Source organism: Pseudochelatococcus sp. B33 (assembly GCF_053570585.1).
Genome location: NZ_JBSEFH010000011.1, coordinates 76,259 through 101,847 on the forward strand (window position 1 = coordinate 76,259; position 25,589 = coordinate 101,847).

A 25,589-nucleotide genomic window follows, 5' to 3' on the forward strand; every position below is an offset into this window, starting at 1 on the left:
CGGTTCGGTGCGGCGGCGGGAGCGGCTGCCGCGGCGCGCGGTCGACGGAGCGCTCGTGTTGCCCGGAGGGCATTCCGGGCCATGCATCTTTCGCTCCATGATGGTATAGCAGGTGTGTTTGCGTTGGAGGCCCGAAGGCGCGTGAGTGAAGACCGGACCATCCCGCCCGCCGCGCCGATCGGCCGGACAGCCGGCCGCCCGGGGGCAGTGCCGGTGCCGGAGCGCCGGCGGCGACGCGACGCGCGTCCCCTCGCGCTGCTGTGGCTCGCCGGGGTCGTGACGCTGCCGCTCGTCTCGGCCGTGGCGATCGCCGGGCGGGCCGAGGCGCAGCTTCTCGCGCCGCAGTCCGCCGAGACCGAAGCCGAGGCGGACAGCGGGGCGCCGCGCCGCTCGTTCTTCGGCCGCCTCTACGATCGCCTGCTCGGACGCGAGCCCGAGGTGGAGGAGGCCGAGACCATCCCCGTTCCCGATGGCGTGAGCTACACGGTGACCTTCGACATTCCCGACGACAGCGCGGCGGAGCAGCTCGAGGACGTGTCCGACCTGGCGCGCCTGCAGCGGCAGCAGCCCTCCGGCGCGGTAGGGCTCGTGGCGCGCGCCAACGCCGACAAGGGCCGCCTGATCTCGGCGCTGGAGGCGCTCGGCTACTACGACGGCCGCATCGACATCCTGCTGGCGGGCGAGCCGCTCGACAGCTCCGCGGTCACGGCGCGCATCGAGGCGGCGCGCCGCTCCGGCCCCGTGCCGGTGCGGATAAGGGTCACGCCCGGCAAACGCTACGTTTTCGGGCGCTTCGCGCTCATCGACGCCACGACCCGCCGCCCGCTTCCGTCGCCCGACTGGGCGAAGCTCGGCCTCGAGGCCGGCGAGCCCGCGGTGAGCGCCGACGTGCTGCGGGCCGAAACCGCGCTCATCGGCGAGTTTCGCAATCAGGGCTATGCGCTGGCGAAGGTGCCGGCGCGTCAGGCGACCGTCGATCACTCCCGCCAGACGATGGATATCGTCTTCCACGTCGATCCCGGCCGGCGCGCCACGTTCGGGCCGGTCACGGTGTCGGGCACCGACAGGCTCGATCCCGATTTCGTCAGGGATCGCGTGCCCTTCAAGGAAGGCGAGATCTTTTCGCCGGAGGCCACCGCGCGGCTGCGGCGGGACCTGAGCGCCTACGACGTGTTCGATTCCGTGCGCGTGATCGAGGCCGACCACCTCAACGCCGACGGCTCCCTGCCGATCGAGGTGCAGGTCAGCGAGCGGCTGCCGCGCTTCATCGGCTTCGGCGCCAAGTATTCGACGACGGAAGGCCCGGCCGCCAACGTCTACTGGGGGCACCGCAACCTGTTCGGCGGCGCCGAGCGCCTGCGTCTGGAGGCGCAGGTGTCGAGCACGGACGTCGATACGATCAACGGCCGCTCGCGGGCGCGCACCATCGAGAAGCTCGGCTACAAGATCGGCGCGAGCTTCCTCAAGCCCGGCATCTTCACCGTCAAGGACGATCTCATCGTCGAGGCGGCGGCGCTGAGGGAGATCACCCAGACCTACACCCGCCAGGGCTTCATCGGCTCCATCGGCGTGAAGCGCACGTTCTCGGACGAGCTGTGGGGGCAGATCGGCATCGACGTCGAGCGGGCCAAATTCACCGCCCCGACCAACACGAGCTACACCAACAGCGGCTGGTATACCCTTGTCGGCTTGCCAGTGCAGCTCAACTACGACAACACCGGCGACAAGCTCAATCCGACGCGCGGCGTGCGGGTCGCGGCCAAGGTGACGCCCTATCCGTCGTTCCTCGGATCGACGGTGGACATGACCAAGATCGACGTCACCCTTTCCGGCTACCTGCCGCTGGACAGCGACGCGCGCTACGTGCTCGCGGGGCGGACGCGGGTGGGCTCCATCGTCGGCGCGGGGCTCGCGGACATCCCGCCGCCGCACCGGTTCTTCGCCGGCGGCGGCGGCTCCGTGCGCGGCTACGACTACCAGAGCCTCGGCCCGAAGGACGACCTCGGCGTGGTGGTCGGCGGGCGCAGCCTGTTCGAGGCGTCGGTGGAAGCGCGCGCCAAGATCACCGACACCATCGGTGTGGTGGCGTTCGCGGACGCCGGCATGGCCTACAGCTCCGCTACACCGAAATTTGATGAATCGCTGCGGTACTCGGCCGGCCTCGGTTTGCGTTATTACACCAGCATCGGCCCGATTCGCCTCGATGTCGCGCGCGGCCTCAACCGCGAGCGGGGCGATCCACCCTACGGACTCTACGTCAGCCTGGGACAAGCGTTTTGATCGGTCGCAACGGATATAGGCGCAGACGCGGGCGCATCGGCATTGGCGGGCTTCTGCTGCGGCTCGCTGCCGGCATCCTCGTGGCTCTCGTGGGCGGCTTCCTGTTCCTCACCCGCACCGACACCGGCCGGGCGGCACTGGTCAACGTCATAGAGAGCGTCGTGAGCGGCCCGGATCTGACGCTCGCCATCGGCAGGCTGGAGGGGCCGGTGCCCTTCGACATGACGGTGCGCGACGTGCGCGTCGGCGACGCCGGGGGCGTCTGGCTCGATATCGACCGGGCGCGGCTGTCCTGGCGGCCGCTGTCGCTCTTCGGCGGCGTGCTCGACATCGAGGTGGTCGAGGCGGACAAGGTCACCGTCGCCCGCGCACCGGCGTCGTCGGGGACGGACGAGCCGGAGGATTCCGACACTGCCGGCGGCGGCCTGCCGCAACTGCCGTTCGGCATCACGCTCGAACGGCTCGCCGTCGGTGAGGTGGCGCTCGGCGAGGCGCTGTTCGGGCAGCCGGCCAGTCTCAGCGTCGCGGGTTCGGCGCAACTGGTGGATTACCGGCAGGGGCTGAACGTCGACCTCACGGTCGACCGCATCGACGGGCAGGAGGGGCGCATCGTCGGCCGCTTCGGCTTCGCGCCCGACGGCGACATCCTGACGCTCGACGTGGCCGCGCAGGAGCCGGCCGGCGGCATCGTCTCGCAGATCGCCGGCGTCGAGGATCTGCCGCCGCTGTCATTCGCCGCCAAGGGCGCGGGGCCGCTCGACGACTGGCAGGGCCAGCTCGTGCTCGACATGGCGGGCAAGGCCGGGGCCAACGGCGTGGTCGCGGTGAGGCGCGCCGACGACGCGCGGGTGCTCACCGCGACGATCAACGCCGATATCGCGGCGTTGCTGCCCGACACGCTCGCGCCGCTCGCGGCCGGACAGAGCGATGTCGCCGTCGAGGCCCGCTTCCACGATGCGGGCGCCATCGAGGTGACGCGCGCCCGGCTCACGTCGGCCGCCGCACAGGCCGAGGCGCAGGGGCGCTTCGAGCCCGGATCGGAAGCGGTGTCCGCCACGCTCAGCGTGGAGGCGGGCGCGCCCGCCGCCTTCGCCGGATTGTCGCCGGTGCCGGTATCCTGGTCCGGCGCGACGTTCGAGGCCGACGTCGGCGGCACGCTGTCGGCGCTCACGGTCTCAGCGAGGGCGACCGCCTCGGATCTGGCGGCGGAGAACTACGGCGTGACCGATCTCAGCGTCGCCCTCGACGCCCGCAGCAACGGCGACGTGCGCCAGGAGGATACCCGCTTCGATTTCACGCTCGACGGCGACGTCGGCGGTCTCACGACGCCCGACGAGGCGCTGACGCGGGCGCTCGGCGGCGCCGTCAGCCTTGATGCGCGCGGCAGCGCCGATCGCTCGCTCGTCGCGCAGATCGAGGAGGCGCATCTGGCGCTCGCGCCTCTGTCGCTGCGCTTTGCCGGGCTCGTCGATCCCGGAGAGGTCATCGGCAAGATCGCGCTGGAGCGGGCGGACCTTGCGGCCCTGCGCGCCTTCGCCGGACCGGACATCGCCGGGACCGCGAGGCTCGATGCCGACGTCGACGTGGCGTTCGACCTGTCGCGGCTTGCGGTGACGCTCGACGGCGCGGTGGAGAAGCTGCACACCGGCGTTGCCGCCGCCGACGGCCTGACGGGCGGCCGGATCGCGCTGTCGGGCGGCGTCAACCGGGCCGAGGACGGCAGCTTCGGCTTCGAGGATTTCAAGGTCGGCGGCGCCCATGTCAGCCTCGCGGCGGACGGCGCTGCGACGCCTGAGCGCGCCGACGTGCGCGCCAGGCTGTCGCTCCCCGACCTCGCGAAGCTCGATCCGCAGTTGCAGGGCGAGGGCGCGTTGACGCTGGCGCTCACCGGCGATCTCGACAATCTGAACGGCACGGCCAGCCTGTCAGTGCCGCGGGCACGCGCCATGGGTCGGCCGGTCGAGGCGCTGCAGCTCGATATCGACGCCCAGAACCTGCTCGGCGCGGCCACGGCGCTGCTGAAGCTCGGCGGCACGGTCGACGGCCGCCCGGCGCGCGGCACAGGCCGCTTCGCGCGCGCCGCGGACGGCGCGATGCGGATCGACGGGCTCGACATGGCGCTCGGCTCCGTGGCCGTGACGGGTGCGGTGGCGCTCGATCCGGCGCAGCTCGCGAGCGGGCGCATCAACATCGCCGCCGGCAACCTCGGCGATCTGGGGCCGCTGCTGCTCACCGACCTTGCGGGGCGTGTCGATCTGCAGGCCGACCTCTCGGCGGAGGGCGGCGGCCAGAACGCGCGCGTGTCCGGCTCGGTCGAGCGGTTCGCGGGCTTCGGCGCATCGGTGCGGCAGGTGCGGATCGATGCGTCGGGGCGCGATCTGCTGCGCCAGCCGGTGCTCGATGCCCGGGTCGATGTCGAAGGCGCCAATGCCAGCGGCGTCGATGTGTCGCGCCTGGCGCTGACGGCGAAGGGCAGCGGCACGGCCAACGATATCGCGCTCAACGGCGTGGTGCAGGGGTCGGACGTGACGGCGGCGGCGCGGGTGACGCTGGGCGAGGCGACGAGCGTCGTCATCAATCAGGCGCGCGTGTCGCGCGGCAACCAGCGCATCGATGTCCAGCCGAACGCGCGCATCGACCTCGCCGGCGGCGGGGTGCGCATCTCGGATCTGGAACTGCGCTCCGGCCCGGGCCGGCTCAGGGTGGCGGGCGAGGCGGGCGAACGTCTCAACCTCAACACGACGATCCAGAATTTCCCGCTGGCCATCGCCGAACTGTTCGCACCGAACCTCGGGCTCGCCGGCACTGTCTCCGGCGAGGCGAGCGTGACGGGCGCGGCCGCCCGTCCCGACGGGCGCTATCAGCTCAACGTCGCCGGCCTCAGTCTGCCGGCCATGAGCGAGGCCGGCCTGCAGCCGCTGACGATCGCGGCGAACGGGACCCTCGGGCAGGGGAGGGTGACGACGGACGCCACCATCCGCGGCCAGAACAACGTGACGCTGCGCGTGCAGGGATCGGCGCCGCTCGGCGACGGCAACCTCGATCTGGCGGTGACCGGGCCCATCGATCTCGGCATCGCCAACGCGGTGCTGTCCGCCAGCGGGCAGGTGCTGACCGGCACGGCGAACGTCGACCTGCGCATCCGCGGCACCACGGCCGCCCCGGCCATCGGCGGCAACGTGCGCATCGGCAACGGGCGGTTCGTCGATCCGGTGCAGGGGCTCTACTTCGACAACATCCAGCTCGTGCTCACGGGCAACGAGCGCGAGCTGACGGTCACGACCCTCTCGGCGCGCACCCGCAACGGCGGCGCGGTGACGGGCTCGGGGCGGGTGACGGTCGATCCCGCGGCGGGCTTTCCCGGCAACATCACCATCCGTGCGCAAAGGGCGCAGCTCGTGGGCAGCGAGATGGTGAACATGGTGGCGAGCCTCGATCTCGGCGTCACGGGGCCTTTGGCGCAGGCGCCGAACCTCGCCGGCACCATCAACATCGACAACCTGCAGATCACCATCCCGAACCGCTTCCCGCTGTCGCTGACCCCCATCGTCGTGCAGCACGTCCACCCGCCGCCGCGCGTGCGTGCGCGCATCGAGCGCGCCGCCGAGGCGGAGGCGCAGGCGGCGGCCCAGCGGCCGTTCGCGCTCGGGCTCGACGTGACGGTGAATTCCCCCACCCGCGTCTTCGTGCGCGGGCAGGGTATCAACGCCGAGCTCGGCGGCACGCTCAGGGTGCGGGGCGACAGCAACAACCCGATCATCGACGGCGGCTTCCAGATGCGCCGCGGCACGCTCTCCGCCGTCGGGCGCACGCTGACGTTCACGCGTGGCGAGGTCTCGTTCGTGGGCGGCAGCCTCGATCCGACGCTCGATTTTCTGGCCGAGGCGCCGGCGAGCGACGTCACGGCCCAGATCGGCGTGACCGGCTATGCCTCCAATCCGCAATTGTCGATCTCGTCCCGGCCCGAGCTGCCGCAGGACGAGGTTTTCGCCCGCCTGCTGTTCGGGCGGCCGGTGACGCGCCTGTCCACGGCCCAGACCATCAGGCTCGCGCGCGCCATCGCCGAGCTCACCGGCATGGGCAGCAGCGGCGGGCTCGGCGATGTCGGGCGTTCACTGGGGCTCGATTCGGTCGACGTCGGCACGGACGATGCCGGCAATGTCGATGTCGGCGTCGGCAAGCGCATCAACGACAACATCTATCTGGGCGTCAAGCAGGGCGCGTCCGCCGCCTCGAGCCGCGTGACCGTCGACGTCAACATCACGGATCACATCAAGCTGCAGGGCGAGGCCGGGGCCGACGGCTCGAGCGCGGTCGGCATCGGCATGGAGTGGGACTACTGAACGCCGGAGCGTGATGCGGACGCCCCGCGATGACGACTCGTGCGAAACGTCACCCCGCTCTATAGCCACTCATGGCCTCTACCGCATTTCTGCGTTTCACTGAAACGCAGAAATGCGGTATCTTTTTGATTTAACGCGCCTTCTTCAGCAGACCGGTGTCCACTTTGCTTGAAAACGCTCTAGGCGGCTCTCTTGCGCAGCTCCCACAGGGCCATGATGCGCGGCGGCAGCAGAACCTCGCCGTCGGCCGTGCGAATCCAGGCGATCTCCCGGTTGCCGGGCCTCTGCGTCATCGCGAAGGCGACGGCGTCGTGGAGGGTGAGGAATTCGATGGCGTCCTCGGGGCGGGCTTCCCGGTCAACCGACCAGTATTGCAGCCGCACCGGCCTTTGCAGGTCGTCTTGCATGGTTTTCTCCTGGTTTTTGTGTTTGTCCATGCCCGGCGCAGAGGCGCCGGATCTACAAAACGGCAAATGATCGCTGGCCGCGACCCCCTTTCGTGCCGTTCGTCATGTCACCATGTTAGCCTAAAGTCGCAGGTATGGCAAAAAGCGCAGCGAAGGGTGCAGGCAGTACTTGCGCCGGAGCGGAGGCTGGGATAAGCCTTCGCGCACATGCGAACCGGTCTAAGGCGGCGAATCCGGCAGGTATTGCTGTAGTTTCCGCCTTATTTGCAATGGCGCGGCGCGTATGATCGGGGCATGGAGCCGCCCGGCCAATCGGGCGAGGAGAGCCGTCGGAGGATCGGATGCAGGATTTGTTGTTGGACTATCTGCCGCTTGTGATCTTCCTGGGTGTCTCGTTGGTGATCGGGCTTGCGCTTCTCGTGTCGCCGTTCCTGCTCGCTTACAAGAATCCCGACCCGGAAAAGCTTTCGGCCTACGAGTGCGGCTTCAACGCGTTCGACGACGCACGCATGAAGTTCGACGTGCGCTTTTATCTCGTCGCCATCCTGTTCATTATTTTCGATCTCGAGGTCGCATTCCTGTTTCCGTGGGCGATTACGTTCGGGCAACTGGGATGGTTCGGCTTCTGGTCGATGATGGCTTTTCTCGCCGTGCTGACCGTTGGCTTCGTCTATGAGTGGAAGAAGGGAGCCCTGGAATGGGATTGATCGGACAGCCCTCGCCGAACGCCGGTCCCGGCGCGCTGGTCGCTCCCGCGCCGCGCGGCATCATCGATCCGAACACGGGCAAGCCGGTCGGCGCGAACGACCCGTTCTTCGGCGCGCTCAACGATGAACTCGCCGACAAGGGGTTCATCGTCACCGCGACCGACGAGCTGATCAATTGGGCGCGCACCGGCTCCCTGATGTGGATGACGTTCGGGCTCGCCTGCTGCGCCGTCGAGATGATGCAGCTGTCGATGCCGCGCTACGACGTCGAGCGTTTCGGCTTCGCCCCGCGCGGCAGCCCGCGCCAGTCCGACGTGATGATCGTCGCCGGCACGCTGACCAACAAGATGGCGCCGGCCTTGCGCAAGGTCTATGACCAGATGCCCGAGCCGCGCTACGTGATCTCGATGGGATCGTGCGCCAACGGCGGCGGCTACTACCATTATTCCTATTCGGTGGTTCGCGGCTGCGACCGCGTGGTGCCGGTCGATATCTACGTGCCCGGCTGTCCGCCGACCGCCGAGGCGCTGCTCTACGGCGTGCTGCTGCTGCAGAAGAAGATCCGCCGCACCGGCACGATAGAGCGCTGAGAGGAACGCGGAATGAGTACGGATGCTGCGGACAGGAACGCCGAGGCTCAACCGGTCGCCCAGCCTGCCACCTCGGAGCTCGAACGGCACGGGGCGGCCATCGCGCAGGCGCTGGGCGACAGGATCGTGGCGACCAGGGTGGCCTATGGCGAATTGACGCTGATCACCCGTCTCGATGCCGTCATCGAGGTGCTGACGTTCCTGCGCGACGACCCGTCGACCCTCTACGTGGCTTTCATCGACATCAGCGGCGTCGACTATCCGGAGCGCGAGCGCCGCTTCGACGTGGTGTACCACCTGCTGTCGCCGCGCCATAACCGCCGCATCCGCGTCAAGGTGGAGACGGACGAGTTCACGCCGGTGCCGAGCGCGGTCGCGGTGTTTCCCGCCGCCGGCTGGTACGAGCGCGAGGCCTACGATCTTTACGGCGTGCTGTTCTCGAACCATCCCGACCTGCGGCGCCTCTTGACCGACTACGGTTTCGACGGGCATCCGCTGCGCAAGGATTTCCCGCTCACGGGCTATGTCGAGGTGCGTTACGACGACGAGAAGAAGCGCGTGGTCTACGAACCCGTGAAGCTGGTGCAGGAGTTCCGTACCTTCGATTTCCTGTCGCCGTGGGAGGGGCCGGACTACCGGCTTCCCGGCGACGAAAAGGCGGGAGGCCGTCCGTCATGACCCATGCAGCGCTCGATGCCGAATGTCTTTGCGGTGCCGTCCGGTTCACCGCCGTGCCGGAGAACGACGAAGCCGGCGTCTGTCACTGCGCGATGTGCCAGCGCTGGGCGGGGGGCATCTCGATCTCCCGCGCCTGCACAGACCTGACGATGACCCGGGACGCGGCGCTCGGTGTCTATGACTCGTCCGAATGGGGCGAGCGCGGCTTCTGCCGCGAATGCGGATCGTCGTTGTTCTGGCGCGCGAAGGACGGCTCGCACACCGCCGTGGCGGTCGCCGCCTTCGGCTCCCATGAGGGCGTGCGGCTGACGCTCGAGATATTCTACGACCGGAAGCCGGATTTCTACGCGCTCGCCAACGACACGAAGAAGATGACGGAGGCGGAGACCATCGCGTTCTTCACCGGCGGTCAGGACGGACAGTCCCAGGACAGCAATTCCCAGGACGGCAATCATGGCTGAGGCGGACGTTCGCACCTTCAACATCAACTTCGGTCCGCAGCACCCGGCCGCGCACGGGGTGCTGCGCCTTGTGCTGGAGCTGGAAGGCGAGGTCGTCGAGCGGGTCGATCCGCATATCGGCCTGCTGCACCGCGGCACCGAGAAGCTGATCGAGTACAAGACGTACCTCCAGGCCACGCCCTATTTCGACCGGCTCGATTACGTGGCGCCGATGAACCAGGAGCACGCCTTCGTGCTCGCCGTCGAGAAGCTCCTCGGCATCGAGGTGCCGCGGCGCGGCCAGCTCATCCGCGTGCTCTATTCCGAGATCGGCCGCATCCTGGCGCATCTCCTGAACTTCACCACGCAGGCCATGGACGTGGGTGCGCTCACGCCGCCGCTGTGGGGGTTCGAGGAGCGCGAAAAGCTGATGATCTTCTACGAGCGCGCCTGTGGCGCGCGGCTTCACGCCAACTATTTCCGTCCCGGCGGCGTGCATCAGGACCTGCCGCCCGATCTCATCGATGACATCGAGGCGTTCTGCGATCCTTTCCTCAAGGTCTGCGACGATCTGTCCGACCTCGTGCTCACCAACCGCATCTTCAAGCAGCGCAACGTCGATATCGGCGTCGTCTCGCTGGAAGAATGCTGGGCGTGGGGCTTCTCGGGCACCATGGTGCGCGGCTCGGGGGCGGCGTGGGACCTGCGCCGGGCGCAGCCCTACGAGTGCTACGAGGAGATGGAGTTCGACATCCCCGTGGGCAAGAACGGCGACTGCTACGACCGGCAGGTGATCCGCATGGAGGAGATGCGTCAGTCCGTGCGCATCATGCGCCAGTGCATCGCCAAGTTGCGCGAGCCGGCGGGCCAGGGGCCGGTGTCGGCGGTCGACAACAAGGTCGTCGCGCCCAAGCGCGGCGAGATGAAGCGGTCGATGGAAGCGCTGATCCACCACTTCAAGCTGTATACCGAGGGCTTCCACGTGCCCGCCGGCGAGGTCTACGCGGCGGTGGAAGCGCCCAAGGGCGAGTTCGGCGTCTATCTGGTGGCGGACGGCACCAACAAGCCTTACCGCTGCAAGATCCGCGCGCCGGGGTTCGCGCATTTGCAGGCCATGGATTTCCTGTGCCGGGGCCACATGCTGGCCGACGTCTCGGCGATCCTTGGTTCGATCGACATCGTATTCGGAGAAGTCGACCGCTGAGCTTCACGCGGTTGGAAAGTGGGTGACGGAATGTCCGTTCGCAGGCTTGCGCCAAAGGAAATTCAGCCGGAAGGCTTCGCCTTCACGCCGGAGAATACCGCTTGGGCTGAGCGGATCATCGCCAAGTATCCCGAAGGGCGTCAGGCCTCGGCCGTGATCTCGCTGCTTTGGAAGGCGCAGGAGCAGGGCGGCGGCTGGGTGTCGGAACCGGCGATCCGCTTTATCGCGGACCTCCTGCAGATGCCCTACATCCGGGTGCTGGAGGTGGCGACCTTCTACACCATGTTCAACCTGCATCCGGTGGGGCGCTACTTCATCCAGTACTGCGGCACCACGCCGTGCCGCCTGCGCGGCGCGCAGGCCATCCAGGACGTGCTGGAGGAGCGCATCGGCCATCAGGGCGAGGTCACCGCGGACGGGCTGTTCTCGTGGCTGGAGGTCGAGTGCCTCGGCGCCTGCTGCAACGCGCCGATGGTGCAGATCAACGATGACTATTACGAGGATCTGACGCCCGAGACCTTCAACAAGCTCCTCGACGACCTCGCCGCCGGCCGGCCGGTGAAGCCCGGCCCGCAGAACGGCCGCGTCGCCTCCGAGCCGCAGGATGCGATCAACACGCTGCTCGATCCCGCGCTTTACGACGGCTCGGTTGTGGGCGCCTGGCGCAAGCGCTTCGAGGAAGAGGAGGCGCGCGCCAGGGCGGAGGCGGAGGCCAAGGCGGCGCAGGAGAAAGCGGCGCAGGAGAAAGCGGCAGCAGAGAAGGCGGCCGCCGAGGAGAAGGCGCAGGCCGCCCGCGACGCGGCGCTGCCCGACCCCGCCAAGCCCGCGACGACCCGCGCCGGCGAACAGGCCGCGCAGCAGCCGGCGCAACGTGTGGCCGAAGGCAAGGAACCGATCAAGCCCGAGCAGAAGCAGGAGGCCTCGCCCGCCACCGCGCCCGAGGCAGAGGCCCGTAAGGCCGACGACAAGACGCCCAAGGCCGCCGACAAGGCGAAGGAGTGATCGCGATGTTGCACGACAGGGATCGCATCTTCACCAACCTCTACGGACGCCACAGCCCCGGCCTCGAGGCGGCGCTCAAGCGCGGCAACTGGGACGGGACCAAGTTCCTGCTGGAGAAGGGCCGCGACTGGATCGTCAACGAGATGAAGGCGTCAGGTCTGCGCGGACGCGGCGGCGCCGGCTTCTCGACCGGGCTCAAGTGGTCGTTCATGCCCAAGCAGTCGGACGGAAGGCCGCATTATCTCGTGGTCAACGCCGACGAGTCCGAGCCCGGCACCTGCAAGGACCGCGAGATCCTGCGCCATGATCCGCACCTCTTGATCGAAGGTTGCATGCTGGCCTCCTTCGCCATGGGCGCGCATGCGGCCTATGTCTATCTGCGCGGCGAGTACATCGCCGAGCGCATCGCGCTGCAGAAAGCGGTGGACGAGGCTTACGAGGCGAAGCTCGTCGGCAAGGATAACGTCCACGGCTACCCCTTTGATATTTATGTCCATCACGGCGCCGGCGCCTATATCTGCGGCGAGGAGACGGCGCTGCTCGAAAGCCTCGAGGGCAAGAAGGGCATGCCGCGCCTCAAGCCGCCGTTCCCGGCCAACATGGGCCTTTACGGCTGTCCGACGACGGTCAACAACGTCGAATCGATCGCGGTCGCGGGCACGATCCTGCGCCGGGGCGCGGCGTGGTTTTCGGGGATAGGCCGGCCGAACAACGTCGGCACGAAGCTCTTCTGCGTCTCGGGCCACGTCAACAAACCGTGCAACGTCGAAGAGGCGATGGGCCTGACGTTCCGCGAGCTGATCGATACCCATTGCGGCGGCATCCGCGGCGGGTGGGACAACCTGCTCGCCGTCATCCCCGGCGGGGTTTCGGTGCCGCTGGTGCCGGCCCGGGAGATCATCGACGCGCCCATGGACTTCGACACCCTGCGCGGCCTGAAATCGGGCCTGGGCACGGCGGCGGTGATCGTCATGGACAAGTCGACGGACATCGTGCGGGCGATCGCGCGCATTTCCGCCTTCTACAAGCACGAGAGCTGCGGCCAGTGCACGCCCTGCCGCGAGGGCACGGGCTGGATGTGGCGCGTCATCACGCGCATGGCCGAGGGCCGGGCGCAGAAGCGCGAGATCGACCTGCTGCTCGATGTGACGACGCGCGTCGAGGGCCACACGATCTGCGCGCTGGGCGACGCGGCGGCGTGGCCGATACAGGGTTTGATCCGGCATTTCCGCCACGAGATCGAGAAGCGCATCGACGACTATGCGGCCAACCCGCATAACGACCCGGTGCACGGCAGCCCGGCACTTGTGGCGGCGGAATAAGGGTAGGGTCGATGGCAAAGATCATCGTTGACGATGTCGAGGTCGAGGTCCCGGCCGAATATACGCTGCTGCAGGCCTGCGAGGCCGCCGGCGCCGAGATCCCGCGCTTCTGCTTCCACGAGCGGCTGTCGATCGCCGGCAACTGCCGCATGTGCCTCGTCGAGGTGAAGGGCGGCCCGCCCAAGCCCACGGCCTCCTGCGCCATGAACGTGCGCGACCTGCGCCCCGGCCCCAACGGCGAGCCGCCGGTGGTGCTCACCCGCTCGCCCATGGTCAAGAAGGCCCGCGAGGGCGTGATGGAGTTCCTGCTGATCAACCATCCGCTCGACTGCCCGATCTGCGATCAGGGCGGCGAGTGCGACCTGCAGGACCAGGCCATGGCCTACGGCGTCGACTCGAGCCGCTTCATCGAGAACAAGCGCGCGGTCGAGAACAAGTACATCGGCCCGCTGGTACGCACGTCGATGAACCGCTGCATCCACTGCACGCGCTGCATCCGCTTCGTGACGGAAGTCGCCGGCGTGCCGGATCTCGGGGCCATCGGCCGTGGCGAGGACATGGAGATCACGACCTATCTCGAAAGCGCCATGGGCTCGGAGCTGCAGGGCAACGTCATCGACCTCTGCCCGGTCGGCGCGTTGACCTCGAAGCCCTACATGTTCAAGGCGCGCCCGTGGGAGCTGCTCAAGACGGAGAGCGTCGACGTCATGGACGCGCTCGGCTCGGCCATCCGCGTCGACGCGCGCGGGCGCGAGGTCATGCGTGTGCTGCCGCGCGTCAACGAGGCCATCAACGAGGAGTGGATCTCCGACAAGACGCGCTTCATCTGGGACGGACTCAAGACCCAGCGCCTCGACCGGCCCTATGTGCGCGAGAACGGCCGTCTGCGCCCCACCTCGTGGCAGGAGGCGCTGCTGGCGGTCGCGGCGAAGGTGAAGGCGACGGCGGCGAACAGGATCGGCGCCATCGTCGGCGATCTCGCCGCCGCCGAGGAGAGCTTCGCGCTGAAATCCCTGCTGCTGCGCCTCGGCTCGCCCAACATCGACGGCCGGCAGGACGGCACCGCGCTCGACCCCATCCTCGGCCGGGCCACCTACGTGTTCAACGCCACCATCGCCGGTGTGCAGGAAGCCGACGCGATCCTGCTCGTCGGCACCAATCCGCGCCGCGAGGCGGCGGTGCTCAACGCCCGCATCCGCGAGCGCTGGCGCGCCGGCAATCTCAAGGTCGGCGTCATCGGCGAGTCGGTGGACCTCACCTATACCCATGATTATCTCGGCGCCGGTCCCGAGACGCTCGCCGCCATCGCCGACGGGTCGCATTCCTTCGCGGAAACGCTCAAGGGTGCGCAGAAGCCGCTCGTCATCGTCGGCCAGGGCGCGCTGACGCGGGCGGACGGGCTCGGCGTGCTGTCGCTGGCGGCACGGGCGGCGATTGCGGTCGGCGCGGTGAAGGAAGGCTGGAACGGGTTCTCGGTGCTGCACACGGCGGCGGCGCGCGTCGGCTCGCTCGATCTCGGCCTCGTGCCGGGCGAGGGCGGGCTTGACGCCGCCGAACAGGCGGCGGGCGGCGTGGACGTGCTGTTCCTGCTCGGGGCCGACGAGATCAAGGTCGCGGACGGACCGTTCGTCGTCTATGTCGGCACCCACGGCGACCAGGGCGCGCACCGGGCGGACGTCATCCTGCCGGGCGCCGCATACACGGAAAAGTCCGGTCTCTACGTCAACACGGAAGGGCGCGTGCAGATCGCCAACCGGGCGGTGTTCCCGCCCGGCGAGGCGCGCGAGGACTGGGCCATCATCCGGGCGCTGTCGGAACTCGTGGGGCACAAGCTGCCGTTCGACAACCTCGCGCAGCTGCGCCAGTCGCTGTTCGTGTCGCACCCGCATCTGGCGCGCATCGATACGATCGAGCCGGCCGATCCTTCGGCCATCGAGCGGCTGGCGGCGCTTGACCGGGAGACACTTGGTGGCGAGACCGACAGGGCAGGCTTCGAGTCGCCCGTCGTCGACTTCTATCTGACTAACCCGATCGCCCGGGCCTCAGCGATCATGGCCGAATGCTCGGCGCTGGCGCTCGGCGTCACCCGCCAGGCGGCCGAGTAGGAGGCGCATCATGGAAACCCTGTTCACGGTGCTGCTCATCCTCGGCAAGAGCCTGCTGCTGCTCGTCGCGCTGCTGGTGTTCATCGCCTATATCCTGCTCGCCGACCGCAAGATCTGGGCGGCGGTGCAGTTGCGGCGCGGGCCGAACGTGGTCGGACCCTACGGCCTGTTCCAGTCGTTCGCGGACTTGCTGAAGTTCGTGTTCAAGGAGCCGACGATCCCGGACAGCTCGAACAAGTTCCTGTTCCTGCTCGCGCCGCTGATCACCTGCGTGCTGGCGCTCGCCGCCTGGGCGGTCATCCCGGTGGCGGACGGATGGGCGATCGCCGATATCAACGTCGGCGTGCTTTACATCCTGGCGATTTCGTCACTGGGCGTCTACGGCATCATCATCGGCGGCTGGGCGTCTAACTCGAAGTATCCGTTCCTGAGCGCCCTGCGCTCGGCGGCGCAGATGGTGAGCTACGAGGTGTCGATCGGCTTCGTCATCGTCACCGTGCTGCTGTGCGCCGGTTCGCTGAACCTGACCGAGATCGTCCGCGCCCAGCAGGAGCACGGGCTCGCGACATCGCTCGGGGTGCCGTGGCTGTCGTTCCTCAACTGGTACTGGCTGCCGCTGTTCCCGATGCTGGTCATCTTCTTCATCTCGGCGCTGGCGGAGACCAACCGCCCGCCCTTCGACCTGGCGGAATCGGAGTCGGAGCTGGTCGCGGGCTTCATGGTGGAATACGGCTCGACGCCCTACCTGCTGTTCATGCTCGGCGAATACGTGTCGATCATGCTGATGTGCGCGATGACCACCATCCTGTTCCTGGGGGGCTGGGGCGCGCCGATCGACCTGCCGCCGTTCAACTGGGTGCCGGGCGTGGTGTGGTTCACGATCAAGGTGTCGCTGGTGTTCTTCATGTTCGCCATGACCAAGGCTTTCGTGCCGCGCTACCGCTACGACCAGCTCATGCGGCTCGGCTGGAAGGTGTTTCTGCCGATCTCGCTGGTGGCGGTGTTCGTGGTGGCCTTCGTGCTGCAGCTCACGGGCTGGGCGCAGGCGGGCTGAGCCCGTTGCTGGGCGAGTCGTTTGCGGCACTGCCGCTGGCTGCGATCGTCGGGGGGGTGCTGGGCCTCTCGGCGGGATTGTTGGGACACGGGCACGTCAACCGTGTCATCGAACGCTGGCTCGACGCGGCGGAACGCGACGAGGACGAGCCGGTGGCGATGACGCGGGCCGAGCTCGAAGAGCGGATCGCCGGCCTGCGCCGGATGATCTTTGCCGGGACGGTGATCCTGTTTCCGGTTGCGGGCTTCTTGATAGGCCTTGCGATCGGTGATTAGAGCGTTTCCGGTTGAAACCGGATCATGGAAACGCTCTCACTTTTGTTTTGACGCAATTCCGGACGGAAAAGTGCTTCACACTTTTCCCGGAATTGCTTTAAAGGTCGCGCGGACGCGCGGCGCAATGGAGGCGGGCGATGAGGCTCGATCAGGCTGCGAAAGCCTTTTTGCTGAAGGAGTTCGTATCGGCGTTCGTGCTGTCGATGCGCTATTTCTTCAAGCCCAAGGCGACGTTGAACTACCCCTATGAAAAGGGGCAGTTGAGCCCGCGTTTTCGCGGGGAGCATGCCCTGCGCCGTTACCCCAACGGCGAGGAACGCTGCATCGCGTGCAAGCTGTGCGAGGCGATCTGCCCGGCGCAGGCCATCACCATCGAGGCCGGGCCGCGCCGCAACGACGGCACGCGCCGCACCACCCGTTACGATATCGACATGGTGAAGTGCATCTATTGCGGCTACTGCCAGGAGGCCTGCCCGGTCGATGCCATCGTCGAGGGGCCGAATTTCGAATTCGCGGTGGAGACGCGCGAGGAACTCTACTACGACAAGGAGCGGCTTCTGGCCAACGGCGCGCGTTGGGAGCGGGAAATCGCCCGCAACATCGCCGCGGACGCGCCGTATCGTTGAATTTGAACCCGGTTCGCCGGGTTCATCGTTTGATAACAACAGGTTGATGCCGTATGCTCACGTATCGCGGCAGAATCTTGAGACAGGACTGGAACCGGGCATGGTTGCGGCGGCCTTCTTTTATCTGTTTGCAGGTGTCTGCATCGCGTCGGCGTTCATGGTGATCGCCGGGCGCAACCCCGTGACGTCGGTGCTGTTCCTGATCCTCGCCTTCTTCAACGCGGCGGGCCTGTTCATCCTCCTCGGCGCGGAGTTCCTGGCGATGATGCTGGTCGTCGTCTACGTCGGCGCGGTGGCGGTGCTGTTCCTGTTCGTTGTCATGATGATCGACGTCGATTTCGCCGAATTGAAGGCGGGCTTCCTCCAATACCTGCCGGTCGGCGCGCTGGTCGGCATCGTGTTCCTGATCGAGCTTGTGCTGGTGGTGGGCACGCTGTTCGTCGACCCGACCGTCCTGCAGACGGCCGCGGCGGCGGCCGCTGCCGATGCGCCGGCGTCGGGCGTCACCAATACCGAGGCGATCGGGCTCGTGCTCTACACCGATTATCTGTTCGCGTTCCAGACGGCGGGCTTCGTGCTGCTGGTGGCGATGATCGGCGCGATCGTGCTGACGCTGCGCCACAAGCCGGGCGTCAAGCGCCAGGACGTCGCCGCCCAGGTGGCGCGCTCGCACGAGACGAGCGTGGAATTGAAAACCGTGCCGTCGCGGGCCGGCGTCTGAGGGGAGCTGCAAGAGAATGGCAATCGGGCTCGTTCATTACCTCACGGTGGCCGCGGCGCTGTTTACGCTCGGCGTGCTCGGCATCTTCATCAACCGCAAGAACGTCATCATCATCCTGATGTCGGTCGAGCTCATCCTGCTGGCGGTCAATATCAATCTTGTCGCCTTTTCGATTTTCACCAACACCATCGCGGGGCAGATCTTCGCGCTGCTGGTGTTGACCGTGGCGGCTGCCGAGACGGCGATCGGCCTTGCCATCATGGTGGTCTATTTCCGCAACCGCGGCACCATCGCGGTTGAGGACATCAACTTGATGAAGGGCTGAGGGCTGGCCGCATGTATCAGGCAATCGTCTTTCTGCCGCTGGTCGGCTTCCTTGTCGCGGGCCTTCTCGGCCGGTTCTTCGGCGCGCGCGCCAGCGAGATCGTCACGACGTCGCTGCTCGCCGTCTCGGCCGTGCTCTCCTGGGTGGCGTTCATCAGCGTGGGCTTCGGGGCCGAGACCTTCCACGTGCCGGTGGCGCGCTGGATGACATCGGGCACGCTCGTCGTCGACTGGGCGCTGCGCATCGACACGCTCACCGTGGTGATGCTGGTGGTGGTCAACACCGTGTCGGCGCTGGTGCATCTCTACTCCATCGGCTACATGCACGAGGATCCGGCGCGGCCGCGCTTCTTCGCCTATCTCTCGCTCTTCACCTTCGCCATGCTCATGCTGGTGACGGCCGACAACCTCGTGCAGATGTTCTTCGGCTGGGAGGGCGTGGGCCTCGCCAGCTACCTGCTGATCGGCTTCTGGTACGAGAAGCCGTCCGCCTGTGCCGCGGCCATGAAGGCGTTCATCGTCAACCGTGTCGGCGACTTCGGCTTCATGCTCGGCGTGCTGCTGACCTTCGTCCTGTTCGGCTCGGTCGGCTTTACGGACATCTTCTCCCGCACGGAGGAGTTCAGGGACGCGACCTTCCACTTCATCGGCTTCGAGTGGCACGCGCTGACGCTGGTGTCGCTGCTGCTGTTCGTGGGCGCCATGGGCAAGTCGGCGCAGTTCATCCTGCACACCTGGCTGCCGGACGCCATGGAGGGCCCGACCCCGGTGTCCGCGCTCATCCACGCCGCCACCATGGTGACGGCGGGCGTGTTCATGGTGAGCCGGATGTCGCCGGTGTTCGAATACGCGCCCGCCGCCTCGTCGGTGGTGATCGTGGTCGGCGCGGTGACGGCCTTCTTCGCCGCGACCGTCGGCCTGGTGCAGAACGACATCAAGCGCGTGATCGCCTATTCGACCTGTTCGCAGCTCGGCTACATGTTCGTCGCACTCGGCGTCGGCGCCTACAGCGCCGGCATTTTCCACCTGTTCACGCATGCCTTCTTCAAGGCGCTGCTGTTCCTCGGCGCCGGCTCGGTGATCCACGCGATGCACCACGAGCAGGATATGCGCAACATGGGGGGCCTGCGCAAGCACATTCCCCTGACCGCGCTCGCCATGACCATCGGCACGCTGGCGCTGACCGGCTTCCCCTTCACGGCAGGCTACTTCTCCAAGGACGCGATCATCGAATCGGCCTACGCCTCGCACGCGGGCGGCGCGACCTTCGCCTTCATCTCGACGGTGCTCGCGGCGCTGATGACCTCGTTCTACTCCTGGCGGCTCTACTTCCTCACCTTCGAGGGCAAGCCGCGCTGGGGGCACGATGCCCATCACGGGCACGACGACCATGCCCATGCCGCGCACGGGCACGACGATCACGCGCATGCCGCGCACGATGATCACGGCCATGGCCACGATCACACGCCGCACGAAAGCCCGCAGGTGATGCTGGTGCCGCTCGCGGTGCTGGCCGTCGGCGCGCTGCTGGCCGGCCTCGTGTTCTACGGTCCGTTCATCGGCGAGGGTTACGACGCCTTCTGGAAGGGGGCGCTCTTCACCGGCGAGCACAACCACATCCTGCACGACATGCACGAGGTGCCGCTGTGGGTGAAGCTCGCACCGCTGGTGATGATGATCGCGGGCTTCGTGCTGGCGCTGTGGTTCTACGTGCTCGATCCGGCCAAGCCCCGCCAGCTCGCCTCGGCCAACCCGCTGCTCTACCGCTTCCTGCTCAACAAGTGGTACATCGACGAGCTCTATGACCTCCTGTTCGTGCGGTCGGCCAAGTGGATCGGCCGGTTCCTGTGGAAGCAGGGCGACGGCTGGCTCATCGACGGGCACGGACCCGACGGCGTCTCGGCCCGCGTGCTCGACGTGACGGGGCGGGTGGTGAAGCTTCAGTCCGGCTACGTCTACCACTATGCTTTCGCGATGCTGATCGGCGTCGCGGCCTTTGTGACCTGGTACATCTTCGGGGGCGCGATCTGATGTTTGGCTTTGGCATCCTTTCGGGCCTGCTGCTGCTGCCGCTCGTCGGCGCCGCCGTGATCCTGACACTCCGCGGCGACGATGCCGCCGTGCAGTCGAACGCCCGCTCCATCGCGTTGGCGACGACCATCGTCACCTTCATCCTGTCGCTGGTGGCGTGGGGGCGCTTCGATGCCGCCGACCCGGCGTTCCAGCTCGTCGAGACGCATCCGTGGCTCGCGGAGAACGTCACCTTCAAGCTCGGCGTGGACGGGTTCTCGTTCCCGCTGGTGCTGCTCACGGCCTTCCTGATGCCGTTCTGCATCCTGGCGTCGTGGAAGTCCGTCGAGTCGCGGGTGCGCGCCTATTACGTCGCCTTCCTCGTGCTGGAAGCGACGATGCTCGGTGTGTTCGTGGCGCTCGATCTGGTGCTGTTCTACGTGTTCTTCGAGGCGGGCCTCATCCCGATGTTCCTCATCATCGGCATCTGGGGCGGCAAGCGGCGCATCTATGCCAGCTTCAAGTTCTTCCTCTATACGCTGCTCGGCTCGCTGCTGATGTTCCTCGCCGTCCTCGCCATGTACTGGCAGGCGGGCACGACCGACATCCCCACCCTGCTGGCGTTCCGCTTCGATCCGGCGCTGCAGTGGTGGCTGTGGCTCGCCTTCTTCGCGTCCTTCGCGGTGAAGATGCCGATGTGGCCCGTGCATACCTGGCTGCCGGACGCGCACGTCGAGGCGCCGACGGCGGGGTCGGTGATCCTGGCCGGCATCCTGCTGAAGATGGGCGGCTACGGCTTCATCCGCTTCTCGATCCCGATGTTCCCCGACGCGTCGCTCTACTTCCAGCCGCTTGTGTTCGCGCTGTCCGCCGTGGCGATCATCTACACCTCGCTGGTGGCGCTGGCGCAGGAGGACATCAAGAAGCTCATCGCCTATTCGTCGGTGGCGCACATGGGCTTCGTCACCATGGGGCTGTTCACGATGACCGAACAGGGCATCCAGGGCGCCATGTTCCAGATGATCTCGCACGGCCTCGTGTCCGGCGCGCTGTTCCTCGCGGTCGGCATCATCTACGACCGCATGCACACGCGCGAGATCGCCGCCTATGGCGGGTTGGTGCACACCATGCCCCATTTCGCCACCGCGTTCATGGTGTTCACCATGGCGAACGTCGGCCTGCCGGGCACCTCGGGCTTCATCGGCGAGTTCCTGACGCTCGCCGGCGCGTTCAAGGCCAACCCGTGGGTGGCGTTCTTCGCCGCGACCGGCCTGATCCTGTCCGCGCCCTATGCGCTGTGGCTCTACCGGCGGATCATCTTCGGGCCGCTGGAGAAGGACAGCATCAGGTCGCTTCTCGACCTCGACCGGCGCGAGATCGCGGCGGTGGTGCCGCTGATCCTGCTCATCATCTGGTACGGCGTCCGGCCCGACGACATCCTGAACGTGTTCGCTCCGGCGACGGAGCACCTGCTGAAATCCACCGAAGCAGCGCTCGCGGCCGTCAAGACCGCCGCCGTGATTGCGCAATGAGGCCGCCGCGATGACCACCGTTACAATCCTGCCGGAACTTGGCGTGGTTCTGCCGGAGCTTCTGCTCGCCGCCGGATCGCTCGTGCTGCTGCTGATCGGTGCGTTGCGCGGCGATCGCGCGAGCGGGCTGGTCAACGCGCTGGCGCTGGTGCTGATCGCGCTCGCTGCAATCGCGGTGGCGGCGCAGGGAGCCGAGACGGTGGTGGCGCTCAACGGCGCGTTCATCGTCGACGGCTTCGCCCGGTTCTGGAAAATTCTGGCGCTGATCGGCTCGGGCGTCGCGATCCTGCTGTCGCGCGAATTCTTCGTGCGCGAGGGGCTCGACAAGTTCGAGTACCCGGTGCTGGTGCTGCTGTCGACGCTCGGCATGCTGCTGATGATTTCGGCCAACAGCCTGCTGACGCTCTATGTCGGGCTGGAGCTGCAGAGCCTTGCGATCTACGTCATCGCCGCGTTCGACCGCGACAACGCCCGTTCCACCGAGGCCGGCCTGAAGTATTTCGTGCTCGGCGCGCTGTCGTCGGGCATGCTGCTCTACGGCGTCTCGCTGGTCTATGGTCTCACCGGCAGCGTGAACTTCGCCGCCATCGCCGCCGCCGTGCAGGGCGGTGAGGGCGTGCTGTTCATCTTCGGGCTGGTGTTTATCATCGCGGGGCTGGCGTTCAAGATTTCGGCCGTGCCGTTCCATATGTGGACGCCGGACGTCTATGAGGGCGCGCCCACGCCCGTGACCGCCTTTCTCGCCGCTGCGCCCAAGATGGCGGCCATGGCGCTGACCGTGCGCGTGCTCGTCGGCGTGTTCCCCGGCATCGTCGAGCAATGGCAGCAGATCGTCGTGTTCGTGGCCATCGCCTCGATGGCGATCGGCTCGTTCGCGGCCATCGGCCAGCGCTCCATCAAGCGGCTGATGGCCTATTCGTCCATCGGCCACATGGGCTATGCGCTCGTCGGGCTCGCGGCGGGCACCGAGCAGGGCGTGCAGGCGGTGCTCATCTATATGGCGATCTACCTCGCGACGACGCTCGGCACCTTCGCCGGCATCCTCGCGCTGCGCAACGGCAATGTCTATGTCGACCGCATCGACGATCTCGCCGGCCTGTCGCGCACCCAGCCGGCGCTGGCATTCTTCTTTGCCATGCTGTTCTTCTCGTTCGCGGGCATTCCGCCGTGGGCGGGCTTCTTCGGCAAGCTCTACGTGTTCGGCGCGGCCATCGAGGCCGGGCTCTACGCGCTCGCCGTCATCGGCGTACTGCTCAGCGTCGTGGGCGCGTTCTACTACCTGCGCATCGTCAAGATCATCTACTTCGACGAGGCGGCGGCGCCCTACGAGCCGATGACGCCGACGCTCAAGCTGGTGCTCGGGTTGTCGAGCGTGGTGGTGCTGCTGTTCTGGGTGCTGCCCGCGCCGCTGGTGGGTTCGGCGGTGGCGGCGGCGAAGTCGCTGTTCTGATGGCATCCGACCCGTTTCGCCTGTCGGCCGATCTCGATGCCGCCGGTTTCCGACTGGCGGCTTTCGATACGCTGAACGGCTCCACCAACACGGAGGCGCTGGAGCGCGCGCGCGCGGGCGACGCGGGGCCGCTGTGGATCGTCACTGGCAACCAGCTTGGCGGGCGCGGCAGGCGCAACCGCGCCTGGATCTCGCCCAGGGGCAACCTCGCGGCGAGCCTGCTCGTGGCGACGGAGGTCTCGATCGCCACTGCCGCGACGCTCGGTTTCGTGGCGGGCGTGGCGCTGGAGCGGGCGATCGTGCGCGTCGCGCCATACCTGCGCCACAGGATCAGCCTCAAATGGCCCAACGACATTCTGGCCGACGGGGCGAAGCTCGCCGGCATTCTGCTGGAGAGCGAGCCGCTCGACGATCGCCGCCGTGCCATCGTGGTGGGGATCGGCGTCAATGTGGTGGCGGCGCCCGAGGGGTTGCCCTATCCGGCGGTCTCGCTCGTGTCGCTGGGCACGAACGTGTCGGCGCCGGCGCTGTTCGAGGCGCTGGCCGAGGAGTGGAGCCGCGCCGTCGCCGTCTGGGACGAGGGGCGGGGCATGGGCGCGATCCGCGACCTTTGGCTGGAGCGGGCCGTGGGGCTCAATGCGCCGATCAGCGTGCAGACGCCGGAGGGCATTCTGGGGGGAGTGTTCGAGACGATCGACGACATGGGGCGGCTGATCATGCAGCGTGCCGATGGAACCGAGGCGGTGATCGCCGCGGGCGAGGTCCATTTCGGCACGGTGGCGACGAAAAGATAAACAAGAAAGGAAGTTTCACGCATGGCCCGTCGTAACGACGAACTGGTGTTCGTGGCCCTTGGGGGGCTTGGCGAGATCGGCATGAATCTCGGCCTCTATGGCTTCGGCCCCGAAGACCGGCGCAAGTGGGTCATGGTGGATTGCGGCATCAGCTTCGCGGGCGAGGAGGCGCCGGGCGTCGATCTGGTGTTCCCCGATATCCGCTTCATCGTCGAGGAGCGGCACGATCTTCTCGGGATCGTCATCACGCATGCGCACGAGGATCACATCGGCGCGCTGGCGCGGCTGTGGCCGCAGCTCGGCGTGCCCGTCTACTGCACGCCCTTCGCGGCGGGGCTCCTGGAGACGCGCCGCCTGTCCGAGCCCGGCGCGCCGAAGATACCGCTCAAGGTGGTGCCGCAGAACGGGCGCGTCGCGCTCGATCCCTTCGACATCGAGCTCGTTCCGGTGGCCCATTCCATTCCCGAGGCGACCGCGCTCGCGATCCGCACGCCGCTCGGCACGGTGCTGCACACCGGCGACTGGCGCATCGATCCGGCGCCGTTCGTCGGCAGGCCGACGGATGCGGAGCGGCTCAAGGCGATCGGCGACGAGGGCGTGCTCGCCATGATCTGCGATTCCACCAACGCGCTGCGCGACGGCCTCAGCCACAGCGAGACGGAAGTGGCCGACACCCTGGCGGAGCTCGTCGCCGCCGCGCCGCACCGGGTGGCGGTGACGACGTTCGCCTCCAACGTGGCGCGGGTGCGCGCCGTGGCGGAAGCAGCGCGGAGGGCCGGGCGCGAGGTGGTGGTGGTCGGCCGGGCCATGGATCGGGTGATCTCCGTCGCGTCCGAGCTCGGCTACCTCGACGGCCTGCCGCCGTTTCTGTCGCCCGAGGTGTACGACCAGCTCCCGCGCGACAAGGTGGTGGCGCTGCTCACCGGCTCGCAGGGCGAGGGCCGCGCCGCCATGGCGCGGGTGGCGACCGACAGCCACCCGGACATCTCGCTCGCCGCGGGCGACCGGGTGATCTTCTCCTCGCGCGCCATTCCCGGCAACGAGAAGGCGATCAACACCATTATCAACAATCTGGTGCGCCGCGGCGTCGAGGTGATCACCGATCACGACGCGCTCGTGCACGCCTCCGGCCATCCGCGCCGGGGCGAACTCGAACAGATGTACCAGTGGGTGCGCCCGCGCATCGTGCTGCCGGTGCACGGCGAGCCGATGCATCTGGCCGGCCAGCGCGATTTCGCGCGCAAGCACGGCGTGCAGGTCGTCCTGCGGGCGGAAGACGGCGAGATGGTGCGCTTCGCCCCGGGCGAGGCCGGCATCATCGACGAAGTGCCCGTCGGGCGGGTGTATCAGGACGGCGACCTGCTGGTGGACGCGCAGGAGCGCACCATTCCCGAGCGCCGGAAGCTGTCGTTCGCCGGCGTGGTGTCGGTGGGCGTCGCGCTGTCCGATCGCGGCGAACTCGCCGGTGACGTCTCCATCGGCTCGAGCGGCCTGCCGCCGGTGACGGTGGACGGCGAGGTGTTCGACGAGGTGATCGGCGAGACCGTGATCGAGCTGCTGGAATCGTTGCCCAAGGCGCGCCGGCGCGATCCGGATTCCGTCGTCAACGCGGTGGAGCGGGCGGTGCGCGCCGAGGTGCAGCGCAAGTGGGGCAAGAAGCCCGTCTGCCACGTCCACGTGATTACCGTCTGATGATTACCGTCTGGATCTCACTATTGTGAGATC

General features: G+C 67.6%; 20 protein-coding genes and 1 pseudogene. 20 read left to right on the forward strand and 1 reads right to left on the reverse strand.

Translation table 11 applies throughout. The features are described from left to right. Positions 1–141: 141 nt before the first annotated feature. Together ACUSIJ_RS13685 and ACUSIJ_RS13690 are read left to right on the forward strand one after the other, a co-directional pair. Positions 142–2,280, forward strand: a complete 2,139-nt coding sequence (locus tag ACUSIJ_RS13685) for an autotransporter assembly complex protein TamA (RefSeq protein ID WP_449308959.1) — start codon at positions 142–144, stop codon at positions 2,278–2,280. Beyond that, positions 2,277–6,623, forward strand: a complete 4,347-nt coding sequence (locus ACUSIJ_RS13690; protein WP_449308960.1) for a translocation/assembly module TamB domain-containing protein — start codon at positions 2,277–2,279, stop codon at positions 6,621–6,623. The genes ACUSIJ_RS13685 and ACUSIJ_RS13690 overlap by 4 nt, the downstream gene beginning before the upstream one ends. A 179-nt stretch (positions 6,624–6,802) precedes the next feature. Here the strand turns inward: ACUSIJ_RS13690 and ACUSIJ_RS13695 are convergent, their stop codons facing one another. Then, positions 6,803–7,030: a hypothetical protein gene (locus ACUSIJ_RS13695; protein WP_449308961.1), complete on the reverse strand. Its 228-nt coding sequence runs from the start codon at positions 7,028–7,030 to the stop codon at positions 6,803–6,805. A gap of 341 nt (positions 7,031–7,371) precedes the next feature. On the opposite strand from ACUSIJ_RS13695, the gene ACUSIJ_RS13700 reads away from it, so the two are divergent. The 18 genes and pseudogenes from ACUSIJ_RS13700 to ACUSIJ_RS13785 all read left to right on the forward strand — a co-directional run bounded on the left by ACUSIJ_RS13700 (position 7,372) and on the right by ACUSIJ_RS13785 (position 25,556). Beyond that, positions 7,372–7,737, forward strand: coding sequence for an NADH-quinone oxidoreductase subunit A (locus ACUSIJ_RS13700; protein WP_449308962.1), 366 nt, complete (start codon positions 7,372–7,374; stop codon positions 7,735–7,737). Next, complete coding sequence (locus ACUSIJ_RS13705) at positions 7,728–8,327, forward strand: NuoB/complex I 20 kDa subunit family protein (protein WP_449308963.1); 600 nt, start codon at positions 7,728–7,730, stop codon at positions 8,325–8,327. The genes ACUSIJ_RS13700 and ACUSIJ_RS13705 overlap by 10 nt, the downstream gene beginning before the upstream one ends. A 12-nt stretch (positions 8,328–8,339) precedes the next feature. Further along, entirely contained in the window at positions 8,340–9,005 is a 666-nt protein-coding gene (locus ACUSIJ_RS13710; RefSeq protein ID WP_449308964.1) for an NADH-quinone oxidoreductase subunit C, read from the forward strand. After that, complete coding sequence (locus ACUSIJ_RS13715) at positions 9,002–9,466, forward strand: GFA family protein (RefSeq protein WP_449308965.1); 465 nt, start codon at positions 9,002–9,004, stop codon at positions 9,464–9,466. Before ACUSIJ_RS13710 ends, ACUSIJ_RS13715 begins: the two co-directional genes overlap by 4 nt. Further along, complete coding sequence (locus ACUSIJ_RS13720) at positions 9,459–10,649, forward strand: NADH-quinone oxidoreductase subunit D (protein ID WP_449308966.1); 1,191 nt, start codon at positions 9,459–9,461, stop codon at positions 10,647–10,649. Before ACUSIJ_RS13715 ends, ACUSIJ_RS13720 begins: the two co-directional genes overlap by 8 nt. 30 nt (positions 10,650–10,679) lie before the next feature. Then, positions 10,680–11,612 (forward strand): annotated as a pseudogene (nuoE, locus tag ACUSIJ_RS13725) (NADH-quinone oxidoreductase subunit NuoE); the annotation flags it as partial. 44 nt (positions 11,613–11,656) lie between these two features. Further along, positions 11,657–12,973, forward strand: a complete 1,317-nt coding sequence (gene nuoF / locus ACUSIJ_RS13730; RefSeq protein ID WP_449308967.1) for an NADH-quinone oxidoreductase subunit NuoF — start codon at positions 11,657–11,659, stop codon at positions 12,971–12,973. Positions 12,974–12,984: 11 nt separating this feature from the next. Next, a complete protein-coding gene (gene nuoG, locus ACUSIJ_RS13735) occupies positions 12,985–15,078 on the forward strand; it encodes an NADH-quinone oxidoreductase subunit NuoG (protein WP_449308968.1) in 2,094 nt (697 codons plus the stop codon). Positions 15,079–15,088: 10 nt separating this feature from the next. After that, a complete protein-coding gene (gene nuoH, locus ACUSIJ_RS13740; protein ID WP_449308969.1) occupies positions 15,089–16,132 on the forward strand; it encodes an NADH-quinone oxidoreductase subunit NuoH in 1,044 nt (347 codons plus the stop codon). 5 nt (positions 16,133–16,137) lie between these two features. Beyond that, positions 16,138–16,407, forward strand: a complete 270-nt coding sequence (locus ACUSIJ_RS13745) for a hypothetical protein (RefSeq protein WP_449308970.1) — start codon at positions 16,138–16,140, stop codon at positions 16,405–16,407. 137 nt (positions 16,408–16,544) lie between these two features. Continuing rightward, the gene (gene nuoI, locus ACUSIJ_RS13750; RefSeq protein WP_449308971.1) at positions 16,545–17,033 is read left to right on the forward strand and encodes an NADH-quinone oxidoreductase subunit NuoI; all 489 of its coding nucleotides are present in this window, start codon (positions 16,545–16,547) and stop codon (positions 17,031–17,033) included. A 100-nt stretch (positions 17,034–17,133) separates the two neighbouring features. After that, positions 17,134–17,754 carry an NADH-quinone oxidoreductase subunit J gene (locus tag ACUSIJ_RS13755; protein WP_449308972.1) on the forward strand — a complete coding sequence of 207 codons (621 nt, stop codon included), beginning with the start codon at positions 17,134–17,136 and terminating at the stop codon, positions 17,752–17,754. 16 nt (positions 17,755–17,770) lie between these two features. Then, positions 17,771–18,079 (forward strand): NADH-quinone oxidoreductase subunit NuoK, encoded by a 309-nt coding sequence (gene nuoK, locus ACUSIJ_RS13760; protein ID WP_449308973.1) that lies wholly within the window; start codon positions 17,771–17,773, stop codon positions 18,077–18,079. Between the two features lie 11 nt (positions 18,080–18,090). Continuing rightward, positions 18,091–20,109 (forward strand): NADH-quinone oxidoreductase subunit L, encoded by a 2,019-nt coding sequence (gene nuoL / locus ACUSIJ_RS13765; protein WP_449308974.1) that lies wholly within the window; start codon positions 18,091–18,093, stop codon positions 20,107–20,109. Next, complete coding sequence (locus ACUSIJ_RS13770; RefSeq protein ID WP_449308975.1) at positions 20,109–21,620, forward strand: NADH-quinone oxidoreductase subunit M; 1,512 nt, start codon at positions 20,109–20,111, stop codon at positions 21,618–21,620. The genes nuoL and ACUSIJ_RS13770 overlap by 1 nt, the downstream gene beginning before the upstream one ends. 10 nt (positions 21,621–21,630) lie before the next feature. Then, on the forward strand, positions 21,631–23,070 hold the full coding sequence (gene nuoN, locus ACUSIJ_RS13775) for an NADH-quinone oxidoreductase subunit NuoN (protein ID WP_449308976.1): 1,440 nt from the start codon (positions 21,631–21,633) through the stop codon (positions 23,068–23,070). Then, complete coding sequence (locus tag ACUSIJ_RS13780; RefSeq protein WP_449308977.1) at positions 23,070–23,864, forward strand: biotin--[acetyl-CoA-carboxylase] ligase; 795 nt, start codon at positions 23,070–23,072, stop codon at positions 23,862–23,864. The genes nuoN and ACUSIJ_RS13780 overlap by 1 nt, the downstream gene beginning before the upstream one ends. 21 nt (positions 23,865–23,885) lie before the next feature. Next, positions 23,886–25,556 (forward strand): ribonuclease J, encoded by a 1,671-nt coding sequence (locus ACUSIJ_RS13785; protein ID WP_449308978.1) that lies wholly within the window; start codon positions 23,886–23,888, stop codon positions 25,554–25,556. The last annotated feature ends 33 nt before the right edge of the window (positions 25,557–25,589 follow it).

What these genes read in the sequence shown, in the direction of transcription:
- ACUSIJ_RS13695 (WP_449308961.1), bottom strand. Translation starts at nt 7,030, where the DNA reads ATGCAAGACGACCTGCAAAGGCCGGTGCGGCTGCAATACTGGTCGGTT.
- ACUSIJ_RS13700 (WP_449308962.1), top strand. Translation starts at nt 7,372, where the DNA reads ATGCAGGATTTGTTGTTGGACTATCTGCCGCTTGTGATCTTCCTGGGT.
- ACUSIJ_RS13705 (WP_449308963.1), top strand. Translation starts at nt 7,728, where the DNA reads ATGGGATTGATCGGACAGCCCTCGCCGAACGCCGGTCCCGGCGCGCTG.
- ACUSIJ_RS13710 (WP_449308964.1), top strand. Translation starts at nt 8,340, where the DNA reads ATGAGTACGGATGCTGCGGACAGGAACGCCGAGGCTCAACCGGTCGCC.
- ACUSIJ_RS13715 (WP_449308965.1), top strand. Translation starts at nt 9,002, where the DNA reads ATGACCCATGCAGCGCTCGATGCCGAATGTCTTTGCGGTGCCGTCCGG.
- ACUSIJ_RS13720 (WP_449308966.1), top strand. Translation starts at nt 9,459, where the DNA reads ATGGCTGAGGCGGACGTTCGCACCTTCAACATCAACTTCGGTCCGCAG.
- nuoF (WP_449308967.1), top strand. Translation starts at nt 11,657, where the DNA reads ATGTTGCACGACAGGGATCGCATCTTCACCAACCTCTACGGACGCCAC.
- nuoG (WP_449308968.1), top strand. Translation starts at nt 12,985, where the DNA reads ATGGCAAAGATCATCGTTGACGATGTCGAGGTCGAGGTCCCGGCCGAA.
- nuoH (WP_449308969.1), top strand. Translation starts at nt 15,089, where the DNA reads ATGGAAACCCTGTTCACGGTGCTGCTCATCCTCGGCAAGAGCCTGCTG.
- nuoI (WP_449308971.1), top strand. Translation starts at nt 16,545, where the DNA reads ATGAGGCTCGATCAGGCTGCGAAAGCCTTTTTGCTGAAGGAGTTCGTA.
- ACUSIJ_RS13755 (WP_449308972.1), top strand. Translation starts at nt 17,134, where the DNA reads ATGGTTGCGGCGGCCTTCTTTTATCTGTTTGCAGGTGTCTGCATCGCG.
- nuoK (WP_449308973.1), top strand. Translation starts at nt 17,771, where the DNA reads ATGGCAATCGGGCTCGTTCATTACCTCACGGTGGCCGCGGCGCTGTTT.
- nuoL (WP_449308974.1), top strand. Translation starts at nt 18,091, where the DNA reads ATGTATCAGGCAATCGTCTTTCTGCCGCTGGTCGGCTTCCTTGTCGCG.
- ACUSIJ_RS13770 (WP_449308975.1), top strand. Translation starts at nt 20,109, where the DNA reads ATGTTTGGCTTTGGCATCCTTTCGGGCCTGCTGCTGCTGCCGCTCGTC.
- nuoN (WP_449308976.1), top strand. Translation starts at nt 21,631, where the DNA reads ATGACCACCGTTACAATCCTGCCGGAACTTGGCGTGGTTCTGCCGGAG.
- ACUSIJ_RS13780 (WP_449308977.1), top strand. Translation starts at nt 23,070, where the DNA reads ATGGCATCCGACCCGTTTCGCCTGTCGGCCGATCTCGATGCCGCCGGT.
- ACUSIJ_RS13785 (WP_449308978.1), top strand. Translation starts at nt 23,886, where the DNA reads ATGGCCCGTCGTAACGACGAACTGGTGTTCGTGGCCCTTGGGGGGCTT.